22 protein-coding genes and 1 riboswitch are annotated in these 23,301 nt (G+C 73.2%); of the genes, 10 read left to right on the top strand and 12 right to left on the bottom strand.

Annotation, left to right across the window (positions count from 1 at the left end; genetic code table 11):
* The first annotated feature begins 70 nt into the window (after nt 1-70).
* Nucleotides 71-3,616: a hybrid sensor histidine kinase/response regulator gene (locus EU555_RS20725; RefSeq protein ID WP_135417131.1), complete on the top strand. Its 3,546-nt coding sequence runs from the start codon at nt 71-73 to the stop codon at nt 3,614-3,616.
* A gap of 57 nt (nt 3,617-3,673) precedes the next feature.
* Here EU555_RS20725 and EU555_RS20720 read toward each other — a convergent pair whose 3' ends face one another.
* Both EU555_RS20720 and EU555_RS20715 read right to left on the bottom strand, forming a co-directional pair.
* Nucleotides 3,674-4,576: a DMT family transporter gene (locus EU555_RS20720; RefSeq protein WP_135417130.1), complete on the bottom strand. Its 903-nt coding sequence runs from the start codon at nt 4,574-4,576 to the stop codon at nt 3,674-3,676.
* On the bottom strand, nt 4,573-5,523 hold the full coding sequence (locus EU555_RS20715; RefSeq protein WP_135417129.1) for an alpha/beta hydrolase: 951 nt from the start codon (nt 5,521-5,523) through the stop codon (nt 4,573-4,575). Before EU555_RS20715 ends, EU555_RS20720 begins: the two co-directional genes overlap by 4 nt.
* 360 nt (nt 5,524-5,883) lie before the next feature.
* On the opposite strand from EU555_RS20715, the gene EU555_RS20710 reads away from it, so the two are divergent.
* The 4 genes from EU555_RS20710 to EU555_RS20695 are packed head-to-tail and all read left to right on the top strand — an operon-like array spanning nt 5,884 to nt 7,821.
* On the top strand, nt 5,884-6,258 hold the full coding sequence (locus tag EU555_RS20710; RefSeq protein WP_135417128.1) for a DUF6460 domain-containing protein: 375 nt from the start codon (nt 5,884-5,886) through the stop codon (nt 6,256-6,258).
* 14 nt (nt 6,259-6,272) lie between these two features.
* Nucleotides 6,273-6,542: a hypothetical protein gene (locus EU555_RS20705; protein ID WP_135417127.1), complete on the top strand. Its 270-nt coding sequence runs from the start codon at nt 6,273-6,275 to the stop codon at nt 6,540-6,542.
* A complete protein-coding gene (locus EU555_RS20700) occupies nt 6,539-6,952 on the top strand; it encodes a GFA family protein (RefSeq protein WP_135417126.1) in 414 nt (137 codons plus the stop codon). The genes EU555_RS20705 and EU555_RS20700 overlap by 4 nt, the downstream gene beginning before the upstream one ends.
* Before the next feature lie 38 nt (nt 6,953-6,990).
* Nucleotides 6,991-7,821: a class I SAM-dependent methyltransferase gene (locus EU555_RS20695; RefSeq protein WP_135417125.1), complete on the top strand. Its 831-nt coding sequence runs from the start codon at nt 6,991-6,993 to the stop codon at nt 7,819-7,821.
* A 7-nt stretch (nt 7,822-7,828) separates the two neighbouring features.
* Here EU555_RS20695 and EU555_RS20690 read toward each other — a convergent pair whose 3' ends face one another.
* Nucleotides 7,829-8,902: a quinone-dependent dihydroorotate dehydrogenase gene (locus EU555_RS20690; RefSeq protein WP_135417124.1), complete on the bottom strand. Its 1,074-nt coding sequence runs from the start codon at nt 8,900-8,902 to the stop codon at nt 7,829-7,831.
* Between the two features lie 2 nt (nt 8,903-8,904).
* On the bottom strand, nt 8,905-9,252 hold the full coding sequence (locus EU555_RS20685) for a DUF952 domain-containing protein (protein WP_135417123.1): 348 nt from the start codon (nt 9,250-9,252) through the stop codon (nt 8,905-8,907).
* A gap of 146 nt (nt 9,253-9,398) precedes the next feature.
* Between EU555_RS20685 and EU555_RS20680 the strand changes: the two genes are divergently transcribed.
* Nucleotides 9,399-10,025, top strand: coding sequence for a S24 family peptidase (locus tag EU555_RS20680; protein ID WP_135417122.1), 627 nt, complete (start codon nt 9,399-9,401; stop codon nt 10,023-10,025).
* A gap of 46 nt (nt 10,026-10,071) precedes the next feature.
* Here EU555_RS20680 and EU555_RS20675 read toward each other — a convergent pair whose 3' ends face one another.
* From EU555_RS20675 to EU555_RS20655, 5 genes are all read right to left on the bottom strand, one after another.
* Nucleotides 10,072-10,737, bottom strand: coding sequence for a response regulator (locus tag EU555_RS20675; protein WP_135417121.1), 666 nt, complete (start codon nt 10,735-10,737; stop codon nt 10,072-10,074).
* A 276-nt stretch (nt 10,738-11,013) separates the two neighbouring features.
* Entirely contained in the window at nt 11,014-11,730 is a 717-nt protein-coding gene (locus tag EU555_RS20670; protein ID WP_135417120.1) for an MgtC/SapB family protein, read from the bottom strand.
* Nucleotides 11,731-11,826: 96 nt separating this feature from the next.
* A complete protein-coding gene (locus EU555_RS20665; protein ID WP_135417119.1) occupies nt 11,827-12,390 on the bottom strand; it encodes an NUDIX hydrolase in 564 nt (187 codons plus the stop codon).
* A 256-nt stretch (nt 12,391-12,646) separates the two neighbouring features.
* Complete coding sequence (locus tag EU555_RS20660; protein WP_135417118.1) at nt 12,647-13,108, bottom strand: MarR family winged helix-turn-helix transcriptional regulator; 462 nt, start codon at nt 13,106-13,108, stop codon at nt 12,647-12,649.
* A 169-nt stretch (nt 13,109-13,277) separates the two neighbouring features.
* On the bottom strand, nt 13,278-13,643 hold the full coding sequence (locus tag EU555_RS20655) for a hypothetical protein (RefSeq protein ID WP_135417117.1): 366 nt from the start codon (nt 13,641-13,643) through the stop codon (nt 13,278-13,280).
* A gap of 273 nt (nt 13,644-13,916) precedes the next feature.
* Here EU555_RS20655 and EU555_RS20650 point away from each other — a divergent pair, with 273 nt between their 5' ends.
* Both EU555_RS20650 and EU555_RS20645 read left to right on the top strand, forming a co-directional pair.
* Nucleotides 13,917-14,822 (top strand): C40 family peptidase, encoded by a 906-nt coding sequence (locus tag EU555_RS20650; protein ID WP_135417116.1) that lies wholly within the window; start codon nt 13,917-13,919, stop codon nt 14,820-14,822.
* A 222-nt stretch (nt 14,823-15,044) separates the two neighbouring features.
* On the top strand, nt 15,045-15,659 hold the full coding sequence (locus EU555_RS20645) for a ComEA family DNA-binding protein (protein ID WP_135417115.1): 615 nt from the start codon (nt 15,045-15,047) through the stop codon (nt 15,657-15,659).
* 38 nt (nt 15,660-15,697) lie between these two features.
* On the opposite strand, the gene EU555_RS20640 is transcribed toward EU555_RS20645, so the two are convergent.
* From EU555_RS20640 to EU555_RS20630, 3 genes are all read right to left on the bottom strand, one after another.
* On the bottom strand, nt 15,698-16,975 hold the full coding sequence (locus EU555_RS20640) for a D-amino acid dehydrogenase (RefSeq protein WP_205820965.1): 1,278 nt from the start codon (nt 16,973-16,975) through the stop codon (nt 15,698-15,700).
* 132 nt (nt 16,976-17,107) lie between these two features.
* A riboswitch (glycine riboswitch) is annotated at nt 17,108-17,212 on the bottom strand.
* A gap of 84 nt (nt 17,213-17,296) precedes the next feature.
* Complete coding sequence (locus tag EU555_RS20635; protein WP_135417113.1) at nt 17,297-18,259, bottom strand: CobW family GTP-binding protein; 963 nt, start codon at nt 18,257-18,259, stop codon at nt 17,297-17,299.
* A 76-nt stretch (nt 18,260-18,335) separates the two neighbouring features.
* Nucleotides 18,336-19,139 (bottom strand): creatininase family protein, encoded by an 804-nt coding sequence (locus EU555_RS20630; protein ID WP_135417112.1) that lies wholly within the window; start codon nt 19,137-19,139, stop codon nt 18,336-18,338.
* Between the two features lie 199 nt (nt 19,140-19,338).
* On the opposite strand from EU555_RS20630, the gene EU555_RS20625 reads away from it, so the two are divergent.
* Together EU555_RS20625 and EU555_RS20620 are read left to right on the top strand one after the other, a co-directional pair.
* Nucleotides 19,339-19,911 carry a MarR family winged helix-turn-helix transcriptional regulator gene (locus tag EU555_RS20625; protein ID WP_135417111.1) on the top strand — a complete coding sequence of 191 codons (573 nt, stop codon included), beginning with the start codon at nt 19,339-19,341 and terminating at the stop codon, nt 19,909-19,911.
* 177 nt (nt 19,912-20,088) lie between these two features.
* Nucleotides 20,089-23,250, top strand: a complete 3,162-nt coding sequence (locus EU555_RS20620) for a PAS-domain containing protein (protein WP_135417110.1) — start codon at nt 20,089-20,091, stop codon at nt 23,248-23,250.
* The last annotated feature ends 51 nt before the right edge of the window (nt 23,251-23,301 follow it).

Raw genomic sequence — 23,301 nt, 5'->3', positions numbered from 1 at the left:
ACCCCGACATGCTCTACACCCGTCGCCATGACGCCCGGGCCCCCGCCCGGGCCGGGGATGGACGACGCCGATGATCGCGGGCTGGACGGTGGTGCTGACCGCCCTCGTCTACATCTGTGCCCTGTTCGCGGTCGCCCATTGGGGCGACGTCGCCGGACGGACCCTGATGCGCGACGCGCGGGTGCGGCCGACGATCTACGCCCTGTCGCTCGCGGTCTACTGCACCTCCTGGACCTTCTTCGGCTCGGTCGGCCTCGCGAGCCATGCCGGCCTCGACTTCCTCACCATCTATGTCGGCCCGGTCCTGGTGGTGGGCCTCGGCTACCGGCTGCTCGGCCGGGTGGTGCGGATCGCCAAGGCCCAGAACTCAACCTCGATCGCCGACTTCATCGCCGCCCGCTACGGCAAGAGCGAGCGCATCGCCGCCCTGGTCTGCCTGATCGCGGTGGTGGGCGCGGTGCCCTACATCGCCCTGCAATTGCGGGCGGTGGCGGCGTCGCTGCAGGTGTTCCTGCGGGCGACCGACGGGGTCGGCGCACCGGCCGGCATGCTGGGCGATCTCGGCCTGTTCGTGGCCCTGGTGCTGGCGGGCTTCGCGGTCGCCTTCGGCACCCGCCACGCCGACGCCACCGAGCACCAGGACGGGCTGACGCTCGCGGTGGCGCTGGAATCCCTCGTCAAGCTCCTGGCCTTCCTCACCGTCGGCGGCTTCGTGGTCGGCTGGATGCTGCACGACCGGCCGGTCGCCGCGAGCGTCGCGCAGGGGCTCGGGCCCCTGGTCGGGCAGACCTCCGGCCCCGCGACGCTGCTCGTCCAGACCCTGCTCTCGGCGGCGGCCGTGCTGCTGCTGCCGCGCCAGTTCCACATGGCGGTGGTGGAGAACCGGGCGCCGGCCGATATCGGCCGGGCGGCCTGGACCTTCCCGCTCTACCTCGTGCTCATCAACCTGTTCGTGGTGCCGCTGGCGCTGGCCGGCCTCGCCCTCTTCCCGGAGGGCACGGTGCAGCGCGACATGATCGTGCTCGCCCTGCCGCTGCACGAGCGCGCCGACGGAGTCGCGCTGATCGCCTTCATCGGCGGCCTCTCGGCCGCGACCGCGATGGTGATCGTCGAGTCGGTCGCGGTGGCGATCATGATCTCGAACCACCTCGTCATCCCGGTCGCCCTGCGGCGCCGGCCCCTCGGGGCCGGGGCGCCCTCCGCCCCGGAGGCCGGCGCCTCGGATCTCGGCGGCTACGTGCTGGTGGTGCGCCGCATCGCCATCGTCGCCGTGGTGCTGGTGGCCTACGTCTATTCGCGGGTCGCCGGCGAGGTGGCGCTCGCCTCGATCGGGCTCCTGTCCTTCGCGGCGGTGGCGCAGATCGGCCCGGCCTTCGTCGGCGCGCTTTACTGGGGCCGCGGCACCGGCGCGGGCGCCGCCGCCGGGCTCACGGTCGGGTTCGCGGTCTGGCTCTACACCCTGCTGCTGCCGAGCCTCGTGACCGGCGACGGCTGGGCGGCGACGCTCATCGCCGAAGGACCGTTCGGCATCGAAGCCCTGAGCCCGACGGCGCTGATGGGCATCGACGACGTCCCCCGCCTCGTCCACGGCACGCTGTGGAGCCTCGGGCTCAACACCCTCGCGTATGTCGCAGGCTCGCTCCTGCGCCCGCCGACCGCCATCGAGCGCCTGCAGGCCGAGGCGTTCGGGCAGGTCTCCGGCTTCGACGAGGCCGGGCCCGGCGCGCCGAGCTTCCGGCTGTTCCGCAGCGCCGTGACGATCGCCGAGTTGCGCGCCACCGTGGCCCGCTTCCTCGGCGAGGAGCGGGCGGTGCGGGCCTTCGAGGAGTTCGCGCAGGGACAGGGAAGGGGTCCGCTGCGCGACGACGCGATCGCGGGCCTGCCCGAACTGCGCCACGCCGAGCACCTGCTGGCCTCGGCGATCGGGGCGGCCTCGGCCCGGCTCGCCCTGTCGCTGCTCCTGCGCCGGCGCAACGTCTCGCCGAAGGCCGCCCTCAAGCTCCTCGACGACGCCTCCGCGGCCTTCCAGTACAGCCGCGACATCCTCCAGCACGGGCTCGACCACGCCAAGCAGGGCATCACGGTCTTCGACCGCGACATGAAGCTGATCGTGTGGAACCGCGCCTTCGCGGATCTCTACGACCTGCCGCCGGACATGATCCAGACCGGCATCGACCTGGAAGCCATCGTGCGCTTCAACGCCGGCCGGGGCGCCTACGGGGCACGGGACGCCGACACCCTGGTCGCCGAGCGCATCGCCGCCTTCCGGCTCGAATCCGGGCCGCAGCGCCTGCGCCTCCATCCGAGCGGCCGGGTGATCGAGATCCGCGCCAACCTCCTGCCGAACGGCGGCGTGGTCGCGACCTACACCGACGTGACCGATTCGGTCGCCGCCGAGGAGGCCCGCACCCGCCTCAACGAGGAACTCGAGACCCGGGTGCGCGAGCGGACCGAGGAGCTGACCCGCCTCAACGCGGCGCTGACCCGCGCCAAGGCCGAGGCCGAGGAGGCCAACGCCTCGAAGACCCGCTTCCTCGCCGCGGCGAGCCACGACATCCTCCAGCCCCTCAACGCGGCGCGGCTCTATGCCAGCGCCCTCGTCGAGCGCGACCGGGCCACCGACCCGACGCTCGCCGAGAACGTCGACGCGTCCCTCGACGCCGTCGAGGAGATCCTGACCGCGCTGCTCGAGATCTCGCGCCTCGACACCGGCGCGCTGAAGCCCCAGCTCTCGATCGTGCGGGTCTCCGACCTGTTCCGGCAGGTGCAGCGCGAGTTCGGCCCAATGGCGCAGGAGAAGGGCTTGCGGCTCACCGTGGTGCCCTCTTCCCTCGCCCTGCGCTCGGACCGGCAATTGCTGCGCCGCCTCCTGCACAACCTGGTCTCGAACGCGATCAAGTACACGCCGCGCGGGCGCGTGCTCGTCGGGGCGCGCCGGCGGGGCGACCGGGTGGTGCTGACGGTGTGCGACACCGGCCTCGGCATCCCGGCCGCGCAGCAGAAGCTGGTCTTCCGCGAGTTCCAGCGCCTCGACCAGGGCGCGCGGGTCGCCCGCGGCCTCGGGCTCGGCCTGTCGATCGTCGAGCGGACCGCGCGCCTCCTCGACCATCCGGTGACGCTGGCGTCGAAGCCCGGCCGCGGCTCGGCCTTCTCGGTCGCGGTGCCGGGGGCGCCCCGGAGGCCCGCCCCCGAGGCGCAGGGCGAGGCGCCCCGCCCGGTCACCGTGCCGCTCGCCGGCCTCACCGTGCTGGCGGTCGACAACGAGCCGGCGATCGTCGACGGCATGCGGGTGCTCGTCGGCAGTTGGGGCTGCGCGCTCCACACCGCGGGCTCGCTCAGCGAGGCGCTGGCCCTGGTGCTCGGCGGCCGCTTGCGCCCCGACGTGATCGTGGCCGATTACCATCTCGACCAGGGCACCGGCCTCGACCTGATCGTGTCCCTGCGGGCGGCGCTCGCCGCCGATATCCCGGCGGTGCTGCTCACCGCCGACCGCTCGCCGGAACTGCGCGACGCCGCGGGCGCGCAGCGCGTCCACGTGCTCGGCAAGCCGCTCAAGCCGGCGGCGCTTCGCGCCCTGCTGACCCAGTGGCGCGGGCAGCGGATGGCGGCGGAGTGAGGCGGAAAACAAGGAGCTGAGCAGAGTTGCGACAGGCAACCCTGCTCCGGGCCACGCTCACGCCGCGGTCCGGCGGCCCAGAACCTCCGACACCGCGATCCCGCCCAGCACCAGGGCGAGCGCCAGCGCCTCGGTGGCGCCGAACGGCTCGCCCACCACCGCGACCGCCAGGATCGCCCCGAAGACCGGGACCAGGTTGGCGAACAGGCCCGCGCGGTTCGGCCCGATGGCCTCGACCCCGCGCATGAAGGCGAGCTGCGAGGCCAGCGAGGGCCCGAGCGCCGTGAACGCGATGAGCCCCCAGCCCGCGGGGCCGGGCCAGATCGTGTGGCCGGCAGCCCATTCGCCGATGAGCAGCGGCACCGAGGTCGCCCAGGCCGCCACCGCCATCGCGGCGAAGAAGACGAGCCCCGGCACCGCCGGGCGCAAGGGCAGGGCGACGGTGTAGCCGGCATAGAACAGGCAGGCGAGCGCCACGAAGAGGTCGCCGCGGTTGAAGGCGAGGTCGCGCAGGTTGGCGAGGTCGCCGTGGCTCGCCGCCAGCGACACCCCGGCCAGGGTGATGGCGGCGCCGAGGAGCTGGCCCGGCCGCACCGCGACGCCGCGGGCGAGGTAGTTCAGCCCCATCACCAGGACCGGGATCGCGCCCTGGAACAGCACCAGGTTGACGGTGGTGGTGTGCGCCCCCGCGACGTAGAACAGCGCGTTGAAGGCGGTGTAGCCGAAGCCGCCCATCAGCAGGATCATGAGCCAGTGGGCCCGCAAGGCGCGCCCGTGCCGGAGCGTCTCGCGCCCGGCGAGGAGCGCGATGGCGGCGAGCGCGATCGACCAGCGCAAGGAGACCAACGCCTGCGGCGAGACGAGGCCGACCGCCGCCTTGCTCACCACCGCGTTGGCGGCCCAGAGCAGGGCCGCGAGGGCGAGGAGCGCGTAGGCGGTCGCCGCGGATCCGCGCCTCACGCTAGCGCCATCAGGAAGCGCTCGATCAGTTCCAGGGCCCTCTGAGTCATGGCGAGGGGGTAGCGGATGAAGACGTGGCAGCCGCCGGTATAGACCGAGGTGTAGCCGCCGTTATTGGCCGCGGCCCAGCGCATCGACATGAACAGCGTGTCGTCGAGGAGCGGATCGCGGGTGCCGACCGAGAACAGGGCCGGCGGCAGGCCGGCGAGGTCGGCATAGAGCGGCGAGACCTCGGGCGAGCGCCGGGCGACCCCTTCCGGCACGAAGCCGTCGGCGAAGCGGCGTATGTCGGTGGAGTTGAGGACCAGGCGCTGCTCGCCCCAGTTGCGGGCGCTGGCCGTCACGCCGAGGTCGAAGAGGCCGGAGAACAGGTTGGCGCCGCGAAACGCCTTCGGCAGCCGGTGGCGGTCGCGCAGGCGCAGGAGCGTCATCACGCTCAGATGCGCCCCGACCGACTCGCCGCCGATCGTCAGGGCCTCGACCCCGAACAGCTTGCGGCCCTCGTGGTGGAGCCACAACGCCGCCGCCTCGCAATCGTCGATCGGCGCCGGATAGGGATGCTCGGGCGCGAGCCGGTACGCGACCGAGACGCAGACGAAGCCGCAGCGCTCGGCGATGCGCTCGAGCCAGGGATCCTGCTCGTCGGCCCCGCCCCAGATCCAGCCGCCGGAATGGATGTGCAGGTAGGCGCCCCGGGCCTTGCGCTGCGGCCGGATCACCCGCAGGGTCAGCGGACCGCCGGGACCCTGGATCGTCATGGTCTCGGCGCGCGAGCTGTGGGGCATCGCCGGATAGGCGAGGCTGCCGCGCCGCCGGCGCTCGCGCACCTCCGCCACCGGCATGGACCAGGGGTCCGGCGCCCGGGCCTGGGCGGCGATGATCTCCTGGTTCAGCCGCTCGGCGTCGGGATCGGTTTTCGCCGGGTCGAAGAGCGCGTGGTCGATCATGCTCGGGCTATCAATCTCGCGGCGCTGCGCCGCCGGCGTCGCGCGGCGGAGCGTCTCGGGGTTGCGGGCGGGCCAGTCTTACGGCCCGGCGTGACGCGCCGGGCATCTCGAGAGCATCTTGGGATAATCCGGGAAGGTTGCCATCTCAGGTCCGGATTGCCAAACGGTGCAATGCGTCAGGCCGTACCGGGTTTCGTCCGTTATGCGACAATCCCGCAACAGTTCGGTTGCTGCGCAACAACCGGGTTGCTGCGCAACGATCGGGTTGCGTCGCAAAATTCCGACTGCGCCGCAACAGACGGGTTGCGCTGAGGCGAGGGTCGGGGCTTGGTCCCCGCAACGGTAGGATCGCGAGGAAGCATGAGCGAGCAGAGATTCAACCGTCCCTTCGGCGGGCCGAGCCCGGGCGGCCAAGGCCCCTTCCAGCAGGGACCCTACCAGCAGGGCCCCGGACCCTATCGGGAGGGCCGGGCCTCGGGCCTTCACCGCTTCCTCGGCGGCTCGCCGGCGGCGGTGCTGGTCCGGCTCGTCTTCCTGTCGCTCCTCGTCGGCGCCGGCATGGCGATGATCGGCGTCACGCCCGGGCTCCTGTTCGCCCAGGCCTACGACACGGTGCGCTCGCTGATCGCCCTCGGCCTCGACACCTTCCACGATGCCGGCCGCTGGTTCATCGCCGGCGCCGTGGTGGTGGTCCCGCTCTGGTTCCTGTCGCGCCTGCTCGCCCGGGGCCGCTGACGCGCCGCACCCCGGTGACGCCACCGACGAGGCCCGCCGCGGCGAGCCCGGAGCCCACGCGACGCCGCCGCCTCGCCCGGAATGACGCTCGCCAACGTCGCGACGCCGCGCCCCGGCCCCGTCGGGGCGGCGGCCGGGCCGGCGACGCGGCGCTGGCCGCGACGCGCGGGATCGGCGATACCGGCCCGTGGCCGGCGGTGCCGGCCCTCCTGGCCGCCCGCGGCCTCGGCCAGGCCCTGCTCGACCCGCGGCCGCGAACCGGCACCCTGGAGGCGGCACGATGACGAGAGAGCGCGCGATCACCGGCGGATGCCGGTGCGGCGGCGTCCGCTACGAGGCGGAGGGGGAGCCCTGGAACCGGACCGTCTGCCACTGCGCCGATTGCCGGGGCACGACGGGCGCCCCGATGGTCGGCTGGCTCACCGTGCGGCGGGCGGGCTGGCGCTTCACCGCCGGGACCCCGACCTGGTTCCGCTCGAGCCCGCGGGCCGAGCGGGCATTCTGCCCGGCCTGCGGCACGCACCTCGCCTATCGGGCGGACGACCTGCCGGACGAGGCCGACCTCACCCTGGCGAGCCTCGACGACCCGGAAAGCGTCCCGCCGCGCGACCACGTCTGGGTCTCCCGCCGTCTGTCCTGGGTCGGCCTGCCCGCCGGGCTGCCGGCCTACCAGGAGGCGCGGACGGGATCCTGATGCCCGCCGCCTCACCGTACACGAGATCTGAGTCCCGCATGATCACGGCGGATCCGCCCGCGCCCATCGACACGGCCCCCGACGGCCCCTTCGCACCGCCCCGCGCGGTCGAGGACATCGCCGCCTGCACCTTCAACCACGCGATCGACCTGCCCGGGCACGGCACCCTGCCGGGGGCCTGGGACCTCAGGGCAGGGTTCGACGACTACCTCGGCCACGTCGCGGTGGCGGGCAAGCGGGTGCTCGATTTCGGCGCCACCAGCGGCTTCCTGGGCTTCGGCATGGAGGCGCGCGGCGCCGAGGTGGTGTCCTACGACTTTTCCGGCGACGCGTGCTGGGAGATGGTGCCGTACCCGGATTTCGAACGCTCGGTGATCGCGCCGGAGATCCGCAAGCACCTGCGCCGGTTCGAGGACGCGTTCTGGTTCTCCCACGCGGCGCTCGGCTCGCGGGCGCGGCGGGCGGGCGGCTCGCTCTACGAGGTGCCGGAGGCGGTCGGGCCGGTCGATCTCGCGGTGCTCGGCAACGCGCTCGCGCGGCTGCGCGACCCGTTCCGGGCGCTCCACGGCGTCCTGCGGCTGACCCGCGAGACCGTGGTGGTGACCGAGATGCTGCCGAAATCGCTGCACCTGCTGCGCTACCTGCCGCGCAGCCTCGGCCTGCCGATGTTCCTCCTGCCCCGGGCCGACCAGCGGATCCGCTTCGATGCCTGGTGGCTCATCGCGCCGGCGACGATGCAGGAACTGCTCGCCATCCTGGGCTTTGGCGAGTCGACGGTGACCTATCACCGCCAGCTCCTGTTCGGGCAGAGGCGGCTCTGCTACACCGTCGTGGCACGGCGCACCGAACCGACCAACCCGGAATTGTGACGCCGCTTCAGGCGGAGCGGGCCAGGTCCGCGGCGTCGCGCCCGGTGATCGCGGCGAGGCTCCGGACGCCCTCCCGCTCCATCCGGCGCAGCAGGCCGGCCTTGATCGCGCCGACGAGGCCCGGCCCGGCATAGACGAGGGCGGAGTAGAGCTGGATCAGACTGGCGCCGGCCCGGATCTTGGTCCAGGCGGCCTCCGCCGAGTCGACCCCGCCGACGCCGATCAGCGGCAGGTCGGCGCCGACCCGCAGATAGGCCTCGGCGAGGAGCCGGGTCGAGGGCGAGAAGAGCGGCCGGCCGGACAGGCCGCCGGTCTCGGCCTTCGCGGCCCCGACGAGGCTCGCGGGCCGCGCCACGGTGGTGTTGGAAACGATCATGGCATCGACGCCCCGGCGCCGCGCCGTGGCGGTCATCGCGTCGAGCCCGTCGAGGCCGAGATCGGGGGCGATCTTGAGCAGCACGGCCGTCCCCGCCCCGGCTTCGTCCCGGGCCGCCACCACCCGGGCGAGCAGGTCGTCGAGGAAGGCCTCGCCCTGCAGGTCGCGCAGGCCCGGCGTGTTGGGCGAGGAGACGTTGACGGTGATGAAGTCGACCAGGCCCGCGAGGCTGCGGGTGCAGGCCACGTAGTCGGCGAGGCGGTCGGCCGAGTCCTTGTTGGCCCCGACATTGACCCCGACGATCCCGGGCCGGCCCCGCCGCGCGGCGAGCCGCGCCCGCACCACGTCCAGCCCCTCGCTGTTGAGGCCGAACCGGTTGATCACCGCCCCGTCCTCCGGCAGCCGAAACACCCGCGGGCGCGGGTTGCCGGGCTGCGGCCGGGGCACCACGCCGCCGACCTCGACGAAGCCGAAGCCGAGCCCGAGCAGCGCGTCCGGCGCCCGCGCGCCCTTGTCGAACCCGGCGGCGAGCCCGACCGGATTGGGGAAGGTCCGCGACATAACGGTTACGCAAAGACGGCCGTCATCAGCGACCCTCTGCCGCAGAGGAAGACGCGCCAATGCCCCCACGGTCAGGTCGTGGGCCGTTTCGGGATCGAGAGCGTGCAGGAGCGGACGGACGAGCGGGAAGACGGTCGGGAGCACGATCAACCCTCGATGGGATCTGGGAAAACGTGGCGTCCGTCGGGACCCAGCGGCAGCGGCGCGACGCTCCGGACGGCGGCGAGCGGCAACGGTCCGTAAAGATGCGGAAACAGAGCGCCGCCCCGGGACGGCTCGTAGCGCAGGGCCTCCCCCAGCGCCTCCGCGTCGACCGCGATCAGGAGAAGATTCTCAATTCCAGAGAAATGCTTAGCGGCCGTCTCGGGCGCCTGCGCGGCGGTCGAGAAGTGGATGAAGCCGTCGGCGCGGTCGACCGGCGCGCCGTCGAAGCGGCCGGCCGCCTCGGCGTCCCGCCACAGGGCGGCGGGGCATATCTTGTAGATGAGGGGCATGGGCGCCGCGGGCTCCTCGGCGGGGTGGCGGGCGAGCGATACCCGTCCGCGGCCGGGCCGGCAACGCCGTTGCCTTTCGGTGAGGGTTCGGTACTTTACATATGTTAGTTCGGCGGTGAACGCCGCCTGCGTCAGGCCAGGCCCACATGCTGTCCCACGAGCGAATCTGGTCCGCGATCGACGACCTCGCCCAGCGCAACAACCTGACGGCGTCTGGCCTTGCCAAACGCGCCGGCCTCGACGCGACGAGCTTCAACCGTTCGAAACGGATCAGCCCCGACGGGCGCAAGCGCTGGCCCTCGACCGAATCGGTCGCCAAGATCCTGGCCGCCACCGGCGCCACCCTCGACGACTTCCTGCGCCTCGTCGAGCCGCGGGGGACCGGATCCCGCATCGCGGTGCCGCTGATCGGCAGCGAGACCGCGCTCGGCCATATCGGCGCCAACGGCCTGCCGGGCAACGGCAGCGTCCTGGAGGAGATGGAGCTGCCGGATCTCGGGCAGGAACGCTGCTTCGCGATCGAGGTCCGGGGCGGGTCCCTCACGCCGTACTACCGGAACGGCGACGTGCTGGTGGTCTCGCCCACGGCCGCGCTGCGCAAGGGCGACCGCGTGGTGACCTGCCTCGGCGGCGGCGGCATCCTGGCGGCAGAGCTCAAGCGGCGCACCGCCCGGGCCGCCGAGCTCAGCTCTCCCCTCCCGGGAGAGCCCGACCGGGTCATCCCGGCGGCCGAGATCGCCTGGATGGCGCGGGTGATGTGGGTCCGGCACTGAGCCCGACCGGCGCCGCGACCCCGGACGGGCTCGCGGGACCCGTCCCCTACTCCACGCCCGCCGGGGGTTTGAGCGTCGCGCCGATGCGCGAGGAGGCGATGACCGCCTGGGTGCGGCTCTCGACGCCGAGCTTCTGCAGGATCGCCGAGACGTGGGCCTTCACGGTGGCCTCGGACACGCCGAGCTCGTAGGCGATCTGCTTGTTGAGCAGCCCCTCGGAGAGCATCATCAGCACCCGCACCTGCTGCGGCGTCAGGGTGGCGAGGCGGCGCATCAGGTCGGCCGTCTCCTTGTCGTCGGAGGCGCCGAGCTCGATGTCCGGCGGGGACCAGTTGCCGCCCGCCAGCACCTGGCCGATCGCCTCGCCGATGCGGTCGACCTCGAGGGATTTCGGGATGAAGCCGGCGGCCCCGAAGTCGAGGGCGCGGCGGATCACCACCGGATCCTCATTGGCCGAGACGATCACCACGGGGATCGCCGGGTGCTGCGCCCGCAGGTAGATCAGGCCCGAGAATCCCTGCACCCCCGGCATGGTGAGGTCGAGGAGGACGAGGTCGACCTCGGGTTCGGCGTCGAGGATCTCGGTCAGGGGCTCGAGCCCGCTCGCCTCGATGATGCGCGCACCGGGCAGGATCGCCGTCACGGCGCCCCGCAGAGCGCCGCGGAACAGCGGGTGGTCGTCCGCGACGACGATGGTGGTCTCGGAACCCAACGCACTCCCCGCCACGGCACCCGCGCTCCCGGCGCTCTTCGGCCCACCTCGTCTTCTCTATAGCTTTTTCTTGCCGCCGTGAAACCGGAGCTCTTGCGCCATCCACGCCGGCAAGGATTTGGGCAGACTGCGCAGGGCGCGGCGGTCGGCCGATGTCTCATACCCTGGCGCCTTCGCATCGACATATCGCCGCGAAGGCGTTCGGCGCATCAGCGCCGGCGCTCGTTCGAGCTTGCCTTGCGCCTGCGAACGAGTCCGTTCGAAGGCGCGGCGGTATCAATCCGTCGTCCGCACCGTCCAGGTCGCCCGCCGGATGCCCTCGGCGGCCCCGAGCCGCGCGATCACGGCGTCGATCTCGTCCGGCTCGATCGCCGTGCTGACCAGGGTGGCGACGACCTCGACGTCGTCCTCGCCGCGCTCCTCGACGTCGACCTCGCTCACCGGGTAGTGGGCCGCCTCCAGGCGCTCGACCAGGAGGTCGCGGACCTCGGAGAGGCGGTCGGTGTCGGTGGTGGCGCGGACCTCGTAGGTCGCCTCCGCGTCGCGCTCGTCGATCGGGATGCGGTTGATGGCGTTGACGAGGGGCCGCAGCAGGGTGTTGCCGGCGAGCACCGCGGCGGTGACGAGGGCCGCTTCCGCGGCGAGGTCGACCCCCGACAGGGCCCCGACCGCGGCCGAGCACCAGAGGGTCGCGGCGGTGTTGAGACCCCTGACGTTCATGCCCTCCTTCATGATCACGCCGGCGCCCAGGAAGCCGACGCCGGAGACCACGTAGGCGACGATGCGGATCGCCCCGTCGCCGTGGCCGATGCGCATGCCGAGGTCGACGAAGGCCGCCGCCCCCACCGCCACCAGGACGTTGGTGCGCAGGCCCGCGGTGCGCTGCCGGTACTGGCGCTCCGCCCCGATCAGGGTGCCGAGCACGAAGGCGCAGAACAGGCTCAAGGCCGAGTTCAGGAATTCGCCGGCCTGGAAGGCCTGGATGATCGCCATCGCGCCGCACCGCTCGTGAGGATGGGCCGCGGGCCCATGCCGGAACCGGGGCCTATAGCGGGACCGTGTGACGGAAGGATAGCGGGAGGCGGCGCGTCAGGGCGTGGGGTCGTCCGGGGCCTTGCCCGCCGGGATCTTGCCCGCCGGGACCTTGCCGGCCGAGACCTTCACCTTGGCCTTGCGGGATTTCGCGCGCTCGGCCCCGGCGGCCCGGATCAGGGCGGCGAGCCCGGGCTCGGTGACCGCCTCGGCCGCCTCCGGCACGCTGAACCAGCGCCCCTCGCGCTCGTGCTGCTCGGGCCAGGTCTTGAGCTGCTTGCGCACCTCCAGGCGGAAGACCTGGACCTGGCACAGCACCGTGTCGCGGCTCTTCAGGCGCTTCTGGTAGAAGTAGCTGCCCAGGGCCCGCCGGCCGACGCGCCCGATCAGGCCGGCCTCCTCGTAGGCCTCGCGAGCGGCGGCCTCGTAGTTCTTCAGGCCCTTCATCGGCCAGCCCTTCGGGATCACCCAGCGCCGGGTCTCGCGCGAGGTGATCAGCATCACCTGCAGGGCCCCGTCCGGGCCGGGCCGGACCGGCAGCACGCCGACCTGCCGGCGCGGCTCGCCGCTGCGCTCCGACCAGCCGGTCAGGACGCCCGCGAGGGCCCTCAGGCTCTTCATGATCCGGCGCAAGCGCGTGACAGGCGGCATCCGGGGCGGCCGGGCCGAAGGCGGAGGCAGGTCACGGCACGGCGCATGGGATGATCCGGGGCTCCTCGGCGCGAGGCCCACCAGACCTCTTCCCTGCGAGCCCGCCGGCCCGGCCCTCGCGCGGGAGGACGGCACGGCGCATCTCGCCCGCCTCTTTAAGCGGGATGGGACGCGGCGCTCAAGAACGATTTGTTAACCGGCAAAACAAATGGTGCCGGCGGCCGGCTCAGGCTTCGCTGCCGAGGGTGGCGATGAGGAGGTCGAGGCGGGCGCGCAGCTCGGCGATCTCGCCCTCGGACATCTTCAGGGTCTCGACGACGGCCCGGCGCACCGCCACGGCCTCGTCCTGGAGGGCCTGGCCCTCCTCCGTCAGGCTGATCTCGACCTCGCGCTCGTCGGCCTGCCGGCGGGTGCGGCGCACGAAGCCCGCCGCTTCGAGGCGCTTGAGCACGGGGGTCAGTGTTCCGGAATCGAGGCGCAGCCGTCGGCCGATGTCGGAGACCGTGAGCCCGTCATGCTCCCACAACACGATCAGCACGAGGTATTGCGGGTAGGTGAGGCCCAGGCGCTCGAGCAGCGGCCGGTAGCATTTCGTCATGCGGTGGGAGGCGGCGTAGAGCGCGTAGCAGAGCTGATTGTCGAGCCGCAACGCATCCACGCCTGTCAGGACAGGCTCGAGAGAGTTCATGTGCACACCATACCGACGGCAGCCGGACGCCGCCTTCGCCGCGGGACCTTCAAACCGCGAGCCTAACACGAGCAGGCGGACCACCGAAATCGCATCGCGTCGTTCGATGGTGAACAATCATCTCTCGAATGCAGCTCCATCCGCAACAGCATAAGATGGAGCGGTGGCCTCAGCGGCCGCCGCTGAGGGGCGGGCGGGTGCGGCGCTCGACGAGCGGCCGCCCGGCCCGGCGCTCCACGATCACCGTGCGGGGCCCGCGCAGGCCGCTGCCGGTGCTGATGATGCGCTCGGGCGCGCGCTCGGACTTGGGCTTGGCGGCCAAGGTCTTGGCGGCCTGGAGCACGTGCGGGCGCACCTCGTCGGGCGGCAGGCCGATCAGGCCGGCGGCGATCTCGACCTGCTGCTCGATGTCGTCGGCGAGGTCCTGCGCCGCGGCCACCGCCTCTGAGACGGTGGGGGGCTCCTTGCGCACCCGGATCGGCGGCAGGGGGCGGGGCTTGTCGGTCGGCTTCTTCACGGTGCGGCTCATCATCATGGGCTGACCATAGCGCGGCTGCCGCGATTGTTGCAGTGCAACACGCGCATGTCCAACCCGGCGCCGCTGGAATGGTTGCGCGAGGGTTTCGGGGTAGCCCGCGGTGGCGGCAGCGGAATTCGGCCCACGGCCCGATCCGCGCGCCTGTTCGGGCATAAGGTCGCAGGGACGCGATCCCCGTTCCGACCGGACCGGCACGGGCCGGCCTGTCCGGATGACGCCGGCACGGGCCGGCTTGCCGGAGACGCCCCGGATTTGCGAGGGTGGGGGGTCATGACCAGCCTCCCCCGCCTCGACCCGCGTCTCACCCCGGCCCGGCCCGATCTCGCCGACGAGCGCCTGCGCGGGCAGGTCGAGGCGGCGCGCTACGTCCCCGGCCGGCCGCACCGGGTCCGCACCCCGCTCGCGCCCCTGCGCCGCGCCCCCGATCCGGCGGCCGCCCTCGACAGCGAGGCGCTCTTCGGCGAGGCGGCGACGGTCTACGACGTCCGCGACGGCTGGGCCTTCGTGCAGCTCGCGGGCGACGGCTATGTCGGCTACCTGCCGGCCGAGGCGCTCGGCCCCGCCGGACCGGAGCCGACCCACCGGGTCGCGGCGCTCCGCACCTTCCTGTATCCCGCCGCCGACCTGAAGCGGCCGCCCCTCGGTGCCCTCAGCCTCGGCGCCCAGGTGACGGTCGCGGCGCGGGAGGGCGCCTATGCGCGTCTGCCGGACGGGAGCTTCGTCTGGGCGGAGCACCTCGCGCCCGTCGCCGCGACCGAGCCGGACTGGGCCGCGACGGCGACCCGCTTCCTCGGGGTGCCCTACCTGTGGGGCGGGCGCAGCAGCCTCGGGCTCGACTGCTCCGGGCTGGTCCAGGCGGCGCTCGCCGCCGCCGGCCTGCAGGCTCCCCGCGACAGCGACCAGCAGGAAGCGGCCCTCGGCGAGCCGGTGGCGCTCGCCCCCGACCTCGCCGGCCTGCGCCGGGGCGACCTGGTGTTCTGGCGCGGCCATGTCGGGATGATGCTGGACGCGACCCGCCTGATCCACGCCAACGGTCACCACATGGCGGTGGCCATCGAGCCCCTGGCGGAGGCGGAAGGCCGCATCCGCGCCGGCCGGACCGGGCCGGGCACCGGAGACGGGGGGATCCGGTCGATCCGGCGCCTGCGCCCCAGTACCGGATCGGCCGCCGCCTGACGGCCGGACCGGTCCCGCAGGTCATCGCTCGACAATCCCTCGGCAACGCTGGGGAAGAGGCCCGCGCGGAACGACCGTTGGCGGCGTGAATCCGTGGACATCCCGCGGGATACGGGTGGTGCGACCGTGTTTGCGTCTCGCGCCGGCCCTGCGCCGCTGTAGAATGACGTCGAAGGACGCCCGGCTGCGGCCGCTCCCGAGCGAGAAGGACACCTGCCCACGATGCTGACCGGTTCGGCCATCACCCGCGCCCTCGTCATCGTCGTGCTGGCGGCCGGGCTCGCCGGGCTGTGGCAGCTGCTGATGCCGCGCGCCACGGGACCCAACCTCTCGGAGCCGCCCAAGGTGTCCGGCGCCGGCCGGACCGGCCAGCCTCCCGCCGCGCCCGCGGGCGAGGATCCGGTGCGCTCGGTCTATCCGGGCCCGCGACCGGCCGAGTCGGCGCCGCCGCGCCAGCCGCCGGCGGCCGAGACGGCCAGGGCCCCGAACCCGGCGCCCGCCCCGAGCTATGCCCCCCCTCCGAGCCCCGCCCCGCCCTCGAGCCCCGCCCCGGCGCAGACCGCGGCGGCCCTGCCCGTCCCTCCCCCGGTCTTCGCCCCGCCGGCTCCCGCGGACCTGCCGCCCGCGGAAAGGACCGCCGCCGAGGCGCCGGCCGCCGGGACGATCGACCTCAACACCGCCAGCCTGGCGGAGCTCAACGGCCTGCGGGGCGGCGGCATGATCGGCAAGGCGATCATCGCCCGGCGACCCTACGCCTCGCCCAGCGAGCTCCTGTCGAAGCGTGTCCTGAGCCGCGCGACCTACGACCGGATCAAGGACCAGGTCACGGTGCGGTAGGGCGGCTCCCGGCGGCAATCGCGCCGGGAGCCGCCCGCTCACGCCGCCAGCGGCGCCGGGATCTCGGTCTCGCGCTCGGTCACCAGGTCGGCGGCGATGCGGCCGGAGCCCGCCGCCATGGTCCAGCCGAGCGTGCCGTGGCCGGTGTTGAGCACGAGGCCACGGATGCGGGTGCGGCCGAGATAGGGCACGTTCGAGGGCGTGGTCGGGCGCAGCCCGCTCCAGGCGGTGGCGGCGGCGAAGTTGCCGGCATGCGGGAAGGTGCGCCGGGCGTTCTCCAGGATCGCCGCGACCCGCTCGGCGTCGAGGTGGCGGGTGTAGCCCGACAGTTCGGCGGTTCCGGCGACCCGCAGGTGGGTGCCGAGATTCGAGTAGACCAGCTTATGCTCGTCGTCGGTCAGGCTGACCTGCGGCGCGCCGTTCTGGCCCTCGATCGGGATCGAGACCGAGTAGCCCTTGGCCGGGTAGATCGCGAGGTTGACGCCGTAGCGGCGCAGGAACGGCGCCGACCAGGCGCCGAGCGACACCACGACGTTCGGGGCGTCAAGCCGCTGGTGCCCGCCCGCCACCATCGCCTCGACGCCGATGATCCGATCACCGCCGGGGGAGAGCAGCAGCTTCGTCGCCTCCGAGCCGTACAGGAAGGTCGCCCCCATGGCGGCGGTGCGGGCGGCGAGGGCCTGGGTGAAGGCGCGGGCGTCGCCGCTCTCGTCCTCCGCCGTGTAGGTGGCACCGACGATGTCCTCGATGGCGTGCGCGAAGGCGGGCTCGATCGCCAGCACCTCGTCGCGGGAGACCACCCGGCGCTCGCAGCCGTGCTGGCGCATCAGCTCGGCCACGGGCTTGGCGGCCTCGAACTCCTTCGCGTCGCGGTAGAAGTGCAGGATGCCGAGCGTCTTCTCGGCGTAGGCCAGGTTCTCGGCGGCGCGGATCTCCTGCAGCTTGGCGCGGCTATAGGCGCCGAGCCGCACGATCTCGACGGTGTTGCGCCGCGCCCGCTCCGGCGTGCAGTTGCGCAGGAAGCCGGCGATCCACGACCATTGATGCCGGTCGAGGCGGGGAGTGAAGAGGAGCGGCGCACGCGCGTCGAACAGCCACTTCATCACCTTGAGGGGTGCGGAAGGGTTCGCCCAGGGCTCGGCGTGGCTCACCGAGATCTGGCCGCCATTGGCGTAGCTGGTCTCGAGCCCCGCGCCGCCCTGGCGGTCGATCACGCAGACCGAGAGGCCGGCCCGCGCCGCCCAGTAGGCGGTGGCGGTGCCGACGACGCCGGCGCCGAGCACAATGAGGTCGAAGGAGGTCTTTTGTCCCGACACGCGTTCCATCCTTCCCGCCGACTGAAGGCGGGTGGCAGGGGTTGGAACTCTGTTCGGGTTGCCTGAGAGATTCGCCGGGTCCGCACCCGGCTTGCTCCATCGGCGGGCGACGTGCGCCCTCTCCAGAGTGCCCTCTGGATCGCGGTCCTTTGACCTGAGAGCTTCGGCGCCCAGCACGGCTGGCGCGCCTTTCCCCTTCGGTGCCGGCCCGGGGCCGGTCTCTCCCGCGATCCTCAACGGACGGCCGAGGCTGTAGCACGGCCGTCCGGGCAGCGAAAGCGCAAAGGTCGGTCGCTCCGGGCAAGCGGCGACCGCGTCCGCTCAGGCCCGGCAGGCCTCGAACCCTTTCCGGATCTGCTCCGGATCGAGGTTGCGGCCGATGAACACCACGCGGGACTCGCGCGGGTCGCCGGGCTTCCACTCGTCCTGCAGGTCGCCATCGAGGATCATGTGCACGCCCTGGAAGACGAAGCGGCGCGGCTCGTCCGGGAAGCTGACGATGCCCTTGCAGCGCAGGATGTCCGGGCCCTGGACCTGGGTCAGGTCGGAGATCCACGGCATGAACTTGTTGGGATCGACCGGCCCCTTCAGCCGCGCCGAGACCGACTGGATCTCGTCGGAATGGTGGTGATGGTGGCCCTCCTCCAGGAACTCGGGCTCGACCTCGATGATGCGCGAGAGGTCGAAGGCCTTGCGGTCGAGCACGGTCTCGATCGGCACCGCGCAGTGCTGGGTGCGGTGGATCTCGGCGGAGGGGTTGATCGCCCGGATCTGGCGCTCGACGCTGTCGAGGCCCGCCTCGTCGACGAGGTCGGCCTTGTTGAGCAGGATCACGTCCGCGAAGGCGACCTGGTTCTTGGCCTCGGGGGCGTCCTTCAGGCGCTCGGACAGCCACTTGGCGTCGGCCACCGTCACCACCGCGTCGAGGCGGGCGGCCTCGCCGACATCCTGGTCGACGAAGAAGGTCTGGGCGACCGGCGCCGGGTCGGCGAGGCCGGTGGTCTCGACGATGATCGCGTCGAACTTGCCCTTGCGCTTCATCAGCCCGTCCATGATGCGGATCAGGTCGCCGCGCACGGTGCAGCAGATGCAGCCGTTGTTCATCTCGAACACTTCCTCGTCGGCGCCGACCACGAGGTCGTTGTCGATGCCGATCTCGCCGAACTCGTTGACGATCACCGCGTAGCGCTTGCCGTGCGGCTCGGTGAGGATGCGGTTGAGGAGCGTGGTCTTGCCGGCGCCGAGATAGCCGGTGAGCACCGTGACGGGGATCTTGTCGGACATGCGGGGGCGTCTTCTTGCAGCGAAACCGGTCGCGGGGCCGCCGCCGGAGCAGCGGGGAGAGCGGTGATATAGTGTATCAATCCTCCCGGCGGGAGACCGGCCCGGGGAGGGCGAAGCGGGCGACGTCGCGCAGGAGCGCCACGAAGGCGCGGGCGCCGTGATCGAGGAGGGCGCGGCCGGCCTCCGCGGTGCCGAGGCGCGCGTCGCCGATGGCGCCCGCCGGGTTGAGGTCCTGGGCGTGCCAGGCGAGAGCGGCCGGGCGGCCGGCGCGCAGGTGGGTGAAGTCCCGCTCCATCGCGCGGGTCGCCGGCACGAAGTCGCGGATCGCCTCGCGCCGCACCAGGTCGGGCCGCAACGCCAGCATCAGGGCCGTTTCGAGGCCGCCGCCATGGATGCCGTGGCGCAGCTCGTCCTCGGGGAGGAGCCTGGGCGGGGCGCCGAAGCGGCTCCAGGCGGTGGTGACCGCCACCATCCCGTGCCGGCCGCGCAATTCGAGCGCGACGAGGTCGATGAGCGCGCTGTTGCCGCCATGCGAGGAGACGATGACGAGCCGGCCGCAGCCCGCCCGCGCCACCCCGGCGCCGATCCCGGTCCAGGCCTTGAGCGCCGTCTCGGGGCTCAGGGTCAGGGTGCCGGGGAAGTCCGCGTGCTCGATCGACAGGCCGACCTGCTGCACCGGCAGCACCCGCACGTCGAGGTCGTCGGGGACGAGGTCCATGACCCGCGCCAGGTAGCCCTCGGCGATGATCGCGTCGGTGGCGAGCGGCAGGTGCGGGCCGTGCTGCTCGATCGCCGCCACCGGCAGCACCGCGACGCTGCCGGCAAGCGCACCGCCGCGGCACTCCTCGGTGGTCAGGTCGCCCCAGGGCCGGGCCGGCATGCGGTTCGCTCCTCGTCTCGCGCGTCGTCCCAGCATAGGCCGCGGCGGCGCGGGCCGAAAACCCGGCCGGCGTCATCCAGGCGTCACAGGCCGGCTGGCATGTGCGGCCGGGGGCGGCGCTCGGCGCCCTCCCCGGCCGCCCTTGCGCTCGCCGCGCCCGGGCGGCAGGATTCTGTCTCGAGAACAGGGGCGTCGCGTCATGGCAGCGGGCGAGCAGGCTTTGGCCGTGGACGCGCCGCGCCGGGCGGCCAAGCGCCTCCGGCCTCCCGGCGCCAAGAGCGTCGGCTGGGCCCTGATGCAGGCCGCGCGGCTCCATCGCGGCCGCATCGGCGACCGGCTGGCGGAGCTCGACCTCTTCGCCGGCCAGGAGCAGGTGGTGCAGGCGCTGGCCGCCGCCGGCACCATGACCATGGGCGACCTCGCCGCCACCCTGCGGGTGCGCCCGCCCACCGCCTCGAAGACCATCACGCGGCTCGCCGCCATGGGCGTCGTCGAGCGCCGGACCGAGGCCGGCGACGGCCGCATCGTGCGGGTGCGCCTGACCGAGGCCGGCATGGCCAAGGCGGCGGCGATCGAGGGCATCTGGGACGAGGTCGAGGCCGAGATGCTGGGGGGCTTCGACAACAAGGAGCGCCGGCGCCTGCGCAAGCTCCTGCGCCGGGCCGCCCGCAACCTCGCCGAGGCGGCCGGCCTCGAGGCGCACGAATCCGACGCCGAGGACGACCTCGAGGCCGGGCTCGACGGCGTCGACGCGACCCGGGACATGGATTGATCCCGGATGCCACCGCCGCCCTTCTGCCAAACGGCTTAGTTCGGGCGCGGCGCGACCTATATTGAATGATCGGTCGCCGTATAACGGTTACCGCCTTATCAACGACAGCCTTTTTCATCTGTCTGCCGTACAGACGATCGGCTTGCGGCGGTCGCAAGGTCGTTGGGCCGGTGGACAGTGGTCGATCACGAGACAACCCGCGCCGGCGAGGCGGCGTCCGGCTTCCGCGCCCGTCCCCTCTGGGCCCACGTCACCGCGCTCGCGGTCGCGCTGCTCGTGCCGGCGCTCGTCATCATCGGGCTCCTGGCCCAGAGCTGGGTCCAGGCCGAGCAGGCCAGGATGGAGGAGCGGACCGCGACCCTGAACGCGCACGCGGTCGAGCAGATCGACCGCTTCCTCACCGGCCAGATCGCGATGCTGCAGGCGCTCGCCACCTCGCCGGCGCTCGAGGCCGGCGACTTCGCCCGGTTCGACCGGCAGGCGCGGGAGCTGGTCAGCCTGCAGCGGGTGAACGTCGTCCTGTGCGACCCCGACGGGCAGCAGCGCGTGAACACCCGGCTGCCCTGGGGCACGCCCCTGCCGCGGGTGGTCCTCGAGACCGGCCGGATCGTGCGGGAGACCGGCGCGCCGGCGATCTCCGGCCTCTTCCGCAACGCCGCCGGCACGCCGACGATCGTCGTCACGGTGCCGGTCTGGCGTGACGGCACGCTGGCCTATTTCCTGAACGCCAGCCTGCCGGCCTCGCTCTTCGGGGATTTCCTGCGGGATTCGGGCGTGACCGCACCCTATTCCGGCTCGGTCGCCGACCGCACCGGCACGATCATCGGCCGGTCGGTCGACACCGACGCGGCGGCCGGCAAGCCCCTGCCGGGCTTCGGCACGGTGACCGGACCGACGGGCCGGTGGTCGGGCCGCAACCTCAGCGGCATCCCGGTCTTCGGCACGCATCACCGCTCGGCGCTCTCGGGCTGGACGGTGACGATCGGGATCGCGCAGGCGGCGCTCCAGGCCCCCTTCGCCACCTCCGTCATGGTGCTGGCACCGGTCATCCTCGGCCTCGGGTTCATCGCGCTCGTCGCCTCGGCCCTCGTCGGCCGCCGGATCCTGCTCGCCAAGACCCTGCTGGCGCGGGCAGCCGCCGATCTCGGCCGCGGCGCCCTGCTGGCCCCGCCGGTCACCCCGATCCGGGAGGTGAACGAGGTCGGGGCGGTGCTGGCGCAGACCTCCGCGACCCTGCACCGGCAGGCCGACGCCCTGCGTCGGAGCAACGCCGACCTCGAGGACCGGATCGCCGCGCGCACCCGGGAGCTCGTCGCGAAGGAAGCCGTCCTCACGACGACCCTCGACGCCATGGACCAGGGCCTGATCATGGTCGATGCGGGCGGCACGGTGGCGGTCGCCAACCGGCGGCTGTCCGAGCTCCTCGACCTCGATCCCGCCTTCCTGGCCGCGCGGCCGTCGAGCGCGGAGATGCGGCGCGTCCTCAACGCGGCGGGGGAATACGCCGCGGTCGATCCCGCCTTCGAGCGGGCGATCGCGGCCGGCAACCTCGCGGTCCTCGGCGCGCGCTACGAGCGCACGCGCCCGAACGGGACGGTCCTGGAGGTCCACAACGCCCGCACGGCCGAGGGCGGGGTGCTGCGCACCCTCACCGACATCACGGCGCGGCGGGCGGCCGAGACGGGCCTGCGGCACAAGACGGCGCTGCTCGACGCGACCCTGGCCAACATGGACCAGGGCGTGCTGGTGATCGACGCCGACGGGATCGTCCAGCTCTGCAACGAGCGCGCGGTCGACCTCCTCGGCCTGCCGCCGGACTACCGCCACAGCAAGCCGGCCTTCGCCGACCTGGTGGCCTGGCAGAACGCCAGCGGCGAGTTCGGCGATGCGCGGCCCGAGCGCGAGCCGTGGCTCAAGCTCCAGGGCGACCTGCTCGGCGCGCCCCCGGTCTACGAGCGCGCCCGGCCGAACGGCACCGTGCTCGAGGTGCGCACCGTGCGCCTCGCCGAGGGCGGGGCGATCCGCACCTTCTCGGACGTGACCGAGCGCAAGCAGCGCGAGCTCGCCGTGCTGGACGCCAACCGCGTCGCGGAGGCGGCGCGCCGGCAGGCCGAAGCCGCGCAGCGCCAAGCGGAAGCCGCGCTGCGCCAGGCCGAGGCCGCGCAGCGCCAGGCAGAGACGGCGAGCGCCGCCAAGACCGAGTTCCTGGCCACGATGTCCCACGAGATCCGCACGCCGCTCAACGGGGTGATCGGCTACGCCGAGCTTCTCCTGCAGGACGGCAGCCTGCCGCCGGCGCAGGCCCGCAGCGCCGCGCGCATCCAGGAGGCGGGCCAGGCCCTGCTGACGGTGGTCAACGACGTCCTCGACTTCTCGAAGATCGAGGCCGGCCAGATCGACCTCGACCCGCAGCCCTTCGCCCCGGCGGCGCTCGCCGACACCGCGGTCTCGATCGTCCGCACCACCGCCGATGCCAAGCGCCTGGCGCTGACGGTGCGGGCCGATCCGCGCCTCGCCCCCCGCCTCGTCGGCGATCCGGACCGGCTGCGCCAGGTCCTGCTCAACCTCCTCAACAACGCGATCAAGTTCACGCCCGCGGGCCGCGTCACCCTGCGGCTGGCGAGCACGCCGCTCGCGGACGGGCGCCACACCCTGCGGGTCGCGGTCAGCGACACCGGCATCGGCATCCCGGCGGAGCAGCACGGCCGCCTGTTCCAGCGGTTCAGCCAGGTCGACGGCTCGATCCAGCGCCGCTTCGGCGGCACCGGCCTCGGCCTGGCGATCAGCCGGCGGCTGGTCGAGACCATGGGCGGCGAGATCGGGGTCGAGAGCCGGCCGGGCGCGGGCTCGACCTTCTGGTTCGCCGTGCCCCTGGCGGAGGCGGCCGACGACGCGGCGGCCCGGGCACAGCCGGCGCCGGCGCCGCTCGCGCGGCCGGCCCGGATCCTTCTCGTCGAGGACAGCCCGATCAACCAGGAGATCGCCTGCGCCATCCTGGAGCGCCGCGGCCACCACGTGACGGTGGTGGGCGACGGCGCCGAGGCGATCTCGGCGGTGCAGGCGGGGCCGCACGACCTGGTGCTGATGGACGTGCAGATGCCCGGCATGGACGGCCTCACCGCGACGCGCCACATCCGCGAGCTCGGCCCCCCGGCGAGCCGCCTGCCGATCGTCGCGCTGACCGCCAACGTGCTGCCGCAGCAGGTCGCGCAGTTCCGTGCCGCCGGCATGGACGACCATGTCGGCAAGCCGTTCCGTCCCGACGAGCTGCTCGCGACGGTGGAGCGCTGGAGCGCCGCGCGGGCGGCCGGCGCGCCGCTTCCGGCCGACGCCGCCTGACCGCTTGCCGCGGCGGCCAGAGCCCTACTTCTCCCTCGCCGGAACCGACGC

This window comes from Methylobacterium nonmethylotrophicum (assembly GCF_004745635.1).
GTDB lineage: Bacteria > Pseudomonadota > Alphaproteobacteria > Rhizobiales > Beijerinckiaceae > Methylobacterium > Methylobacterium nonmethylotrophicum.
This window is presented reverse-complemented; position numbering and strand designations above follow the sequence as displayed.